The following is a 6781-nucleotide window of genomic DNA, read 5'->3' as shown; positions in this document are numbered from 1 at the left end:
TCCCGGTCGACCAGGGGGAAGTCGTCGTCCCCCGATGGGCTCAGGTGAGGGTACGCGAGGGGGTTCGGGAGGTGATTGTCGTCCATCCCGCCCATCATGCATGCCGTCGGCCGCCACGTCGGATGTTCGATGTCCTCGGTGCCGGGCTCGGCGGGGGGAGAAGCAGCCGACGGAAACGCTTTCGGCGTCGCCGCCGGGGCACCGTTGACGCGCGTAGCGCGGTGCTCCACGCTGTGCACGGGCTGCCGGCGAGACGCCGGCGGCCGGTCGGTACCGGAGTCGACGGTCGGGAGGCCGGGATGTTCAGACGCATGTCACGTCTGCTTGTCTCGTTTGTCATGATCATGGCGGGTGCAGTGATCGGGGTGGGCGCCACCTCGGGCACCGCGCACGCCGACGAGTGCTACACCTGGAGCCGCACCCTGTCCGAAGGGTCCTCGGGAGGTGACGTCACCCAGCTCCAGATCCGCGTCGCGGGCTGGGTCACCTCGGGCGAACGGCTCTCCTACGACGGCCAGTTCGGCGCGCGGACGACCGCCGCCGTCAAGAAGTTCCAGGCCGCGTACGGCCTGACCGCGGACGGTGTCGCGGGACCGCTGACCTTCAGCAAGATCTACGCCCTCCAGGACGCGGACTGCACACCGGTCCACTTCACCTACGCCGAACTCAACAGGTGCAACTCCGACTGGTCCGGCGGAGCGGTCTCCGCCGCCACCGCCAAGGCGAACGCCCTCAAGACGATGTGGAAGCTGGAGGCGATGCGGCACGCCCTCGGCGACGTGTCCGTCACCGTCTCCAGCGGCTTCCGCTCCTACGCCTGCAACAACGCGGTCGGCGGATCGTCCACCAGCCGTCACCTCTACGGCGACGCCGCCGACCTCACCGGCTCCCCGACCCTGTGCCGGCTCGCCCAGCAGGCCAGGACGCACGGCTTCTCGGAGATCCTCGGTCCGGGCTACCCCGGCCACAACGACCACACGCACGTCGCCCTCGACCCGTCGCCGTACTGGTCGGCACCGACCTGCGGCATCTGAGCCGGCCCGGCTCACCGTCCGCGGTGACCGCCCACCATCCGCGGCGACCGCCCACCGCCCGCGGCGACCGCCCACCGCCCGACCGGCGGTCGGGCGGCCCGCGTGGCGCCCCGCTCTCACCCTCCTGACCGCCGCCCCCAGGGGCCGTCGGGCATCAGGTCGCCGAGTACGTCCGGGAGTTGCGGTGGCTCGACCGGGTCCGGCAGCGAGTGCAGCTCCGGCCACGCGACCCAGAGATGCGTGTCCAGGGCTGTCCGCTCGTAGGGGAGGAGACCGGTCCGTACGAGAGACGGCCGCTCGTCCGTGAACAGCGCGAGGAAGAAGTGCTCGGTCCCGACATACCGCTTGCCCTTCCACCACACGTCCCGGTGGACGGGCACCCACCGGTCGACGACCGCGGCCGGATCGAGACCGGTCTCCTCGGCCAGTTCGCGTCGCGCCGCCTCCAGCGGTGTCTCGCCCGGCTCGACGCCGCCACCGGGCGGTTCCCACAGCAGGTTTCCGTCGAAGGGATCACGCCAGCGCAGCAGAAGCACGCGCTGCGCGGCGTCCAGGCAGACGACCCGAGCGGCGCGGCGGTGTGTCGTGTCCACGCCCCGATGGTAGGCGGCGAGGTCTCAGGGGCCGGGTCCCGGGTCGGGACGGACGGGGGCCTCGATACCGGCGCGTGCCGCCTCCAGCTGTGCGGCGAAGGCGATACCGAGGAACAGGGCGATCGCGGTGACATTGGCCCACAGCAGCAGGGCGACGAACGCGGTGAGCGGGCCGTACACGGCACCGAAGGAGTCACTCCTGCCGACGTAGAGCGACAGCAGCCAGGTGGCCCCGACCCACAGGACCAGGTGCACCGCGCTGCCGAAGGCGAGCCAGGTGTAGCCGGGCTGCCTGCGGCGCGGAGACCACCGGAAGACGGCGGCGGACGCGATCCACGCGAGCGCCAGCCCCACCGGGATCCTCAGCGCGTCCCACCAGCGATGCCCGCCGCTGCCGGTGCCGAGGGTGCCGGCGACGGCGTCGCCGAGCGGCCCGCCCGCCACGAGCGCCACGAACCCGAGCACCAGCGGCATGCCGGCCGCGACGGAGAGCAGGAGCGCGCGTCCGTACTTGCGGGGGAAGGGGCGGTCGCGCTCGATGCCGTAGATGCGGTTGGCGCCCCGCTCTATCTGGGCCATCGCGGAGGCGAGGTTCAGCATGGCGAAGGCCAGGCCGAGCCAGAGCGCGAGGGTGCTCCACATGTCGCCGTGCGCGCTGTTCCGCGTCCCGGCGAACGCGTCCTCGACGAGGCCGACGCCGGTACCGGGCACGATGTCGCCGAGGGTCCGTTCGATGACCTGGCCCACGGAGTCGGTGTGCACGGACGTCGCCAGACCCACCAGGGCCAGGGTGAAGGGCACCAGCCCCAGTACGACCTGGAAGGCGAGGGCCCGTGCGTTGGTGAAGCCGTCGGCGTACCGGAACCGGGTGAACGAGTCGACGAGCAGGGGTACGCCGCCGTAGCGGCGCAACGCCGTCAGCGCCTCGTCGCCGGAGAGTTCCGTCCCGATCATGTCCCTGGTCTGCGGCACGTGGACGGCGGTTCCCATCGCGGACAGGCTCCCTGCGCTCGGCCGGAGCTGCCTCCGGGGCTCTGCCTGTCCGACTGCCCCGGACAGGCAGCGACCGTACCTGAGCCGGGACCGGCATGTGCTGTCGGCCCCGGCTCGGGAGAGTTTTCGGAAGGACGCGCGAAGGACTAGTCGACCTTGGCCCAGTCCAGCGTGCGTTCCACCGCCTTCTTCCAGCCCGCGTAGCCCTCCGCCCGCTGTTCGTCCGACCACTGGGGCTGCCAGCGCTCGGACTCCTGCCAGTGGGTGCGCAGTTCGTCGGTGTCGCGCCAGAAGCCGATCGCCAGGCCCGCCGCGTAGGCGGCGCCGAGCGCGGTGGTCTCCGCGACGACCGGGCGGCTGACGGGGACGCCGAGGACGTCGGCCTGGATCTGCATGCACAGGTCGTTGGCCGTCACACCGCCGTCGACCTTGAGGACGTCGAGGTGGACACCGGAGTCCTGCTCCATGGCCTCGACGACGTCACGGCTCTGGTAGCAGATCGACTCCAGGGTCGCGCGGGCCAGGTGGCCGTTGTCGTTGTAGCGGGCCAGACCGACGATCGCGCCGCGGGCGTCGGAGCGCCAGTACGGAGCGAACAGGCCGGAGAACGCGGGGACGAAGTACATGCCGCCGTTGTCCTCGACCGTGCGGGCCAGGGTCTCGCTCTCGGCGGCGCTGCTGATGATCTTCATCTGGTCGCGCAGCCACTGCACCGCGGACCCGGTGACCGCGATGGAGCCCTCCAGCGCGTAGACCGCCGGCTCGTCGCCGAACCGGTACGCCACCGTGGTGAGCAGGCCGTGCTGTGAACGGACCAGCTCGGTACCGGTGTTGAGGACCAGGAAGTTGCCGGTGCCGTAGGTGTTCTTGGCCTCGCCGGGGGCGTAGCAGACCTGTCCCACGGTGGCCGCCTGCTGGTCGCCGAGCACCCCGGTGATGGGGATGGCGGCGCGCAGGGGCCGGGAGGTGCGCGTGACGCCGTACGCCTCGCGGTGGGACGAGGAGTTGATGGTGGGCAGCATGGCGCGGGGGATCCCGAAGAAGCCCAGCAGTTCCTCGTCCCAGTCCAGGGTCTCCAGGTCCATCAGCATGGTCCGGCTGGCGTTGGTCACGTCGGTGGCGTGGATGCCGCCGTCGGGGCCGCCCGTGAGGTTCCACAGGACCCAGCTGTCGGTGTTGCCGAAGAGGGCGTGGCCCGCTTCCGCGGCCTCGCGGACCCCGTCGACGTTCTCCAGGATCCACTGGATCTTGCCGCCGGAGAAGTACGTCGCCGGGGGCAGGCCCGCCTTGCGGCGGATGACCTCGCCCTTGCCCGAGCGTTCCAGGGCCGCGGCGATGGAGTCGGTGCGGGTGTCCTGCCACACGATGGCGTTGTAGTAGGGGCGACCGTTGCGCGGATCCCACACCACCGTGGTCTCGCGCTGGTTGGTGATGCCGATCGCGGCCAGGTCGTCCGGGGAGAGGTTGCCGTGCCGCAGGGCGTTCTGCATCACGGAGTTGGTGCGTTCCCAGATCTCCACCGGGTCGTGCTCGACCCAACCTGAGCGCGGAAGGATCTGGGCGTGCTCCAACTGGTGCTTCGCCACCTCGTTGCCGGCGTGGTCGAAGATCATGAATCGGGTGCTGGTGGTGCCTTGGTCCACCGCGCCCACGAAGTCAGCCATGGGGTGCCGCCTTTGCTGCGGGTGTCGGCGCGCGGGTCGCGAGCGCCGGCGCTCGAGTTGCGGGTGTCAGCGCTCTTGGTCGGGTGAGGGGACACGGCCGGGAGGTTCCGGCTCCGCCGTCGGCAGGAACCGGCCGATGAACGCCTTGTACAGGCCGGCGCCGAGCAGACCGCCGATCAGGGGACCGAGGATCGGCACCCAGAAGTAGATGTTCCCGTACTGATCTCGCCACGCTCCGCCGTAGCCGGTGAAGAAGCTGGCCAGCCGGGGGCCGAAGTCACGTGCCGGGTTGATCGCGTACCCGGCGTTGGTGCCCCACGCCATGCCGATGCCCACGACGATCAGGCCCACGATGAACGGCGCGAGGTTCGCGCCCGGCGGGTTGTTGAGGAGATCCGTGACGGCCAGGATCAGCAGCAGCAGGAGCGCGGTGCCGATGATCTGGTCGCGGAAGGCGCCCCACTCGTGCACCGGCAGGTTCGTGTTGCCGTTGGCGGGCAGTGTGGAGAACACGCCCTGGGTCTTGATGGTGTGACCGGGGTCGGCCTTCGCCAGTGCCTCGGTGTAGTTCCACCGGACGATGAGGGCCGCCACGAAGGCGCCCGCCGTCTGCGCCAGCGCGTACGGCGCGACCTTGCTCCACGGGAATCCCTTGAACGCCGCCAGTGCGACGGTCACCGCGGGGTTGAGGTGGGCGCCGCTCAGCCGGGCCGCCACGTAGACGCCCAGGGTGACGCCGATGCCCCAGGCCCAGGCGATGCTGTCGTGGTTTCCGAGGCCGCCCGGCGGTGTCGTCAGGGCCCCGCCGGCGACCACTTGGGCGACGACGCCGCATCCGAAGAGGATGAGCACCATCGTGCCGGCGAACTCGGCCGACAGTTCGCCGACCAGTCCCGACCTTTTCAATCGCTCAGCCATGGAAGCTCGCTTCCCGCCGGTCGACGGACCGGCTCTCGACGTACCGAGCCCTTCCGCCGTCAGGATAAGTCGATAAGCCCGATATCGCTCGAATGGAGTCCTATGGCCAATATGTGCACTGTTCGACGGTTCGGCGAGGTGTGCCGCGTGGTGGACTCGCTTGTTCCGGATAGGGTGTTTTCATGTGAAATATTGCCTGGTGGTTAGGTCGTGCGGTGGACGCTCACCAGACGGCGGGACCGGTACCGGAACAGCCCTCCACGGCTGTCGGGTACGCGGGTGTGCTGCGCGAACTGCTGCCGATCGCCCTGTGGCGCGAGGACGCGGACGGACGCATCGCGGAATGGTCGCTGGCCGCCCAGGACCTGCTCGGCCACCGGCCCGAGGACGTCCTCGGCCGGCCCGCCTCCGCGTTGCTCGTCCCCGAGGGCAACGGTGAACTCGCCGACCAGCTGACCCGCCGCGTCCACGCCGGGGAGACCGTGGTCGGAACCCTCTGGGTGCGCCACCGCGACGGCCACCAGGTGACGATGGAGATGTGGATCGTCCCCGCCGCCGACGCGCGCGGACGGGCCGGGGCGCTCCTGATCGCCGTAGAGACCTCCCAGGTCCTGCGCATGCGGGACTCGCTCGCGGCCCTGGAGAGCCTCTTCAGCCAGTCGCCCATCGGCCTGGCCACCCTCGGCACCGACCTGCGTTTCCTGCGCGTCAACGACGCCCTCGCCCGGATGAACGGCCTCTCCGCTGCCGAGCACGTGGGCAAACGCCTCACCGAGGTCGTGCCCGGCGTCAACGCCGCGGACCTGGAGTCGACGATGCGCAAGGTCCTCGACCGGGGCACCGCCGTCGTCGACGTCCGCCGTACCGGACGCACCGCGTCGGACCCCCGTCACGACCGGACCTGGTCCTGCTCCTACGCCCCCCTCGTCGACGGAGCCGGCCGGACGCTGGGCCTGATCGCCTCCCTCATCGACATCACGGAGAGCCAGCGCGCCGAGGCCGACGCCGAGCGGGCCAGACGCCGCTTCGCCCTGCTGGCCGAGGCGGGCACCCGCATCGGCACCACCCTGGACCTACGGCAGACCGCCGAGGAGATCGTCCAGATGCTGGTGCCCCAGCTCGCCGACTCCGCCGATGTACAGCTCCTCGAGGAGGTCATGCAGCCCGACGAGTCCGCCGCCTCCACCCAGGGCGTCGTCCGGCGCATGGCCGCACACTTCCCCGACCCCGCCGCGCCCACGGCGAAGCTCGTGCCGGGTACGACGTCGCAGATCCCGCACGGCTCCCTGTACGAGCGGGTCATCACCGAGGGGCGCCCCACGAACCTGTACCGCTCCGACGTCCCGGCACTGGTCACCGACCCCGGCTCCGACGACCTGCGCGAATACCTGATGACCCTCGGCTCCGCACGGCTGATCCCCCTGGTCGCCCGCGGCAAGGTGCTCGGCGCGGTCGTGGTGACCCGGCTGCGCAGCCGCGAGCCCTTCGACGAGCAGGACTGCGTCCTCATCGACGAACTGGCCGCGCGCGCCGCCCTGAACATCGACAACGCCCTCATGTACACCCGCCAGCGCGCGGC

7 protein-coding genes are annotated in these 6781 nt (G+C 70.9%); 2 read left to right on the top strand and 5 right to left on the bottom strand.

Annotated elements, in window-relative coordinates:
• Positions 1-230: hypothetical protein (locus BZL64_RS40575; protein ID WP_208639435.1), on the bottom strand; the 230-nt coding region annotated here is incomplete at its 3' end.
• A gap of 69 nt (positions 231-299) precedes the next feature.
• On the opposite strand from BZL64_RS40575, the gene BZL64_RS13615 reads away from it, so the two are divergent.
• Positions 300-1034 carry a D-Ala-D-Ala carboxypeptidase family metallohydrolase gene (locus BZL64_RS13615; protein WP_086769445.1) on the top strand — a complete coding sequence of 245 codons (735 nt, stop codon included), beginning with the start codon at positions 300-302 and terminating at the stop codon, positions 1032-1034.
• A 116-nt stretch (positions 1035-1150) separates the two neighbouring features.
• Here BZL64_RS13615 and BZL64_RS13610 read toward each other — a convergent pair whose 3' ends face one another.
• From BZL64_RS13610 to BZL64_RS13595, 4 genes are all read right to left on the bottom strand, one after another.
• Positions 1151-1627 (bottom strand): NUDIX hydrolase, encoded by a 477-nt coding sequence (locus tag BZL64_RS13610; RefSeq protein WP_086769444.1) that lies wholly within the window; start codon positions 1625-1627, stop codon positions 1151-1153.
• Positions 1628-1651: 24 nt separating this feature from the next.
• Entirely contained in the window at positions 1652-2617 is a 966-nt protein-coding gene (locus BZL64_RS13605; protein WP_086769443.1) for a YihY/virulence factor BrkB family protein, read from the bottom strand.
• Positions 2618-2766: 149 nt separating this feature from the next.
• Entirely contained in the window at positions 2767-4284 is a 1518-nt protein-coding gene (glpK, locus tag BZL64_RS13600) for a glycerol kinase GlpK (RefSeq protein WP_086769442.1), read from the bottom strand.
• A gap of 66 nt (positions 4285-4350) precedes the next feature.
• A complete protein-coding gene (locus tag BZL64_RS13595) occupies positions 4351-5202 on the bottom strand; it encodes an MIP/aquaporin family protein (RefSeq protein ID WP_086769441.1) in 852 nt (283 codons plus the stop codon).
• Between the two features lie 281 nt (positions 5203-5483).
• On the opposite strand from BZL64_RS13595, the gene BZL64_RS13590 reads away from it, so the two are divergent.
• Positions 5484-6781 (top strand): PAS domain-containing protein (locus tag BZL64_RS13590; protein ID WP_425276040.1); only part of this gene is annotated, 1298 nt, incomplete at its 3' end.

Source organism: Streptomyces bobili, assembly GCF_002154575.1.
Taxonomy (GTDB): domain Bacteria; phylum Actinomycetota; class Actinomycetes; order Streptomycetales; family Streptomycetaceae; genus Streptomyces; species Streptomyces bobili.
The sequence above is the reverse complement of the archived record's forward strand: the minus strand, read 5'-3'. Positions and strand labels throughout refer to the sequence as shown.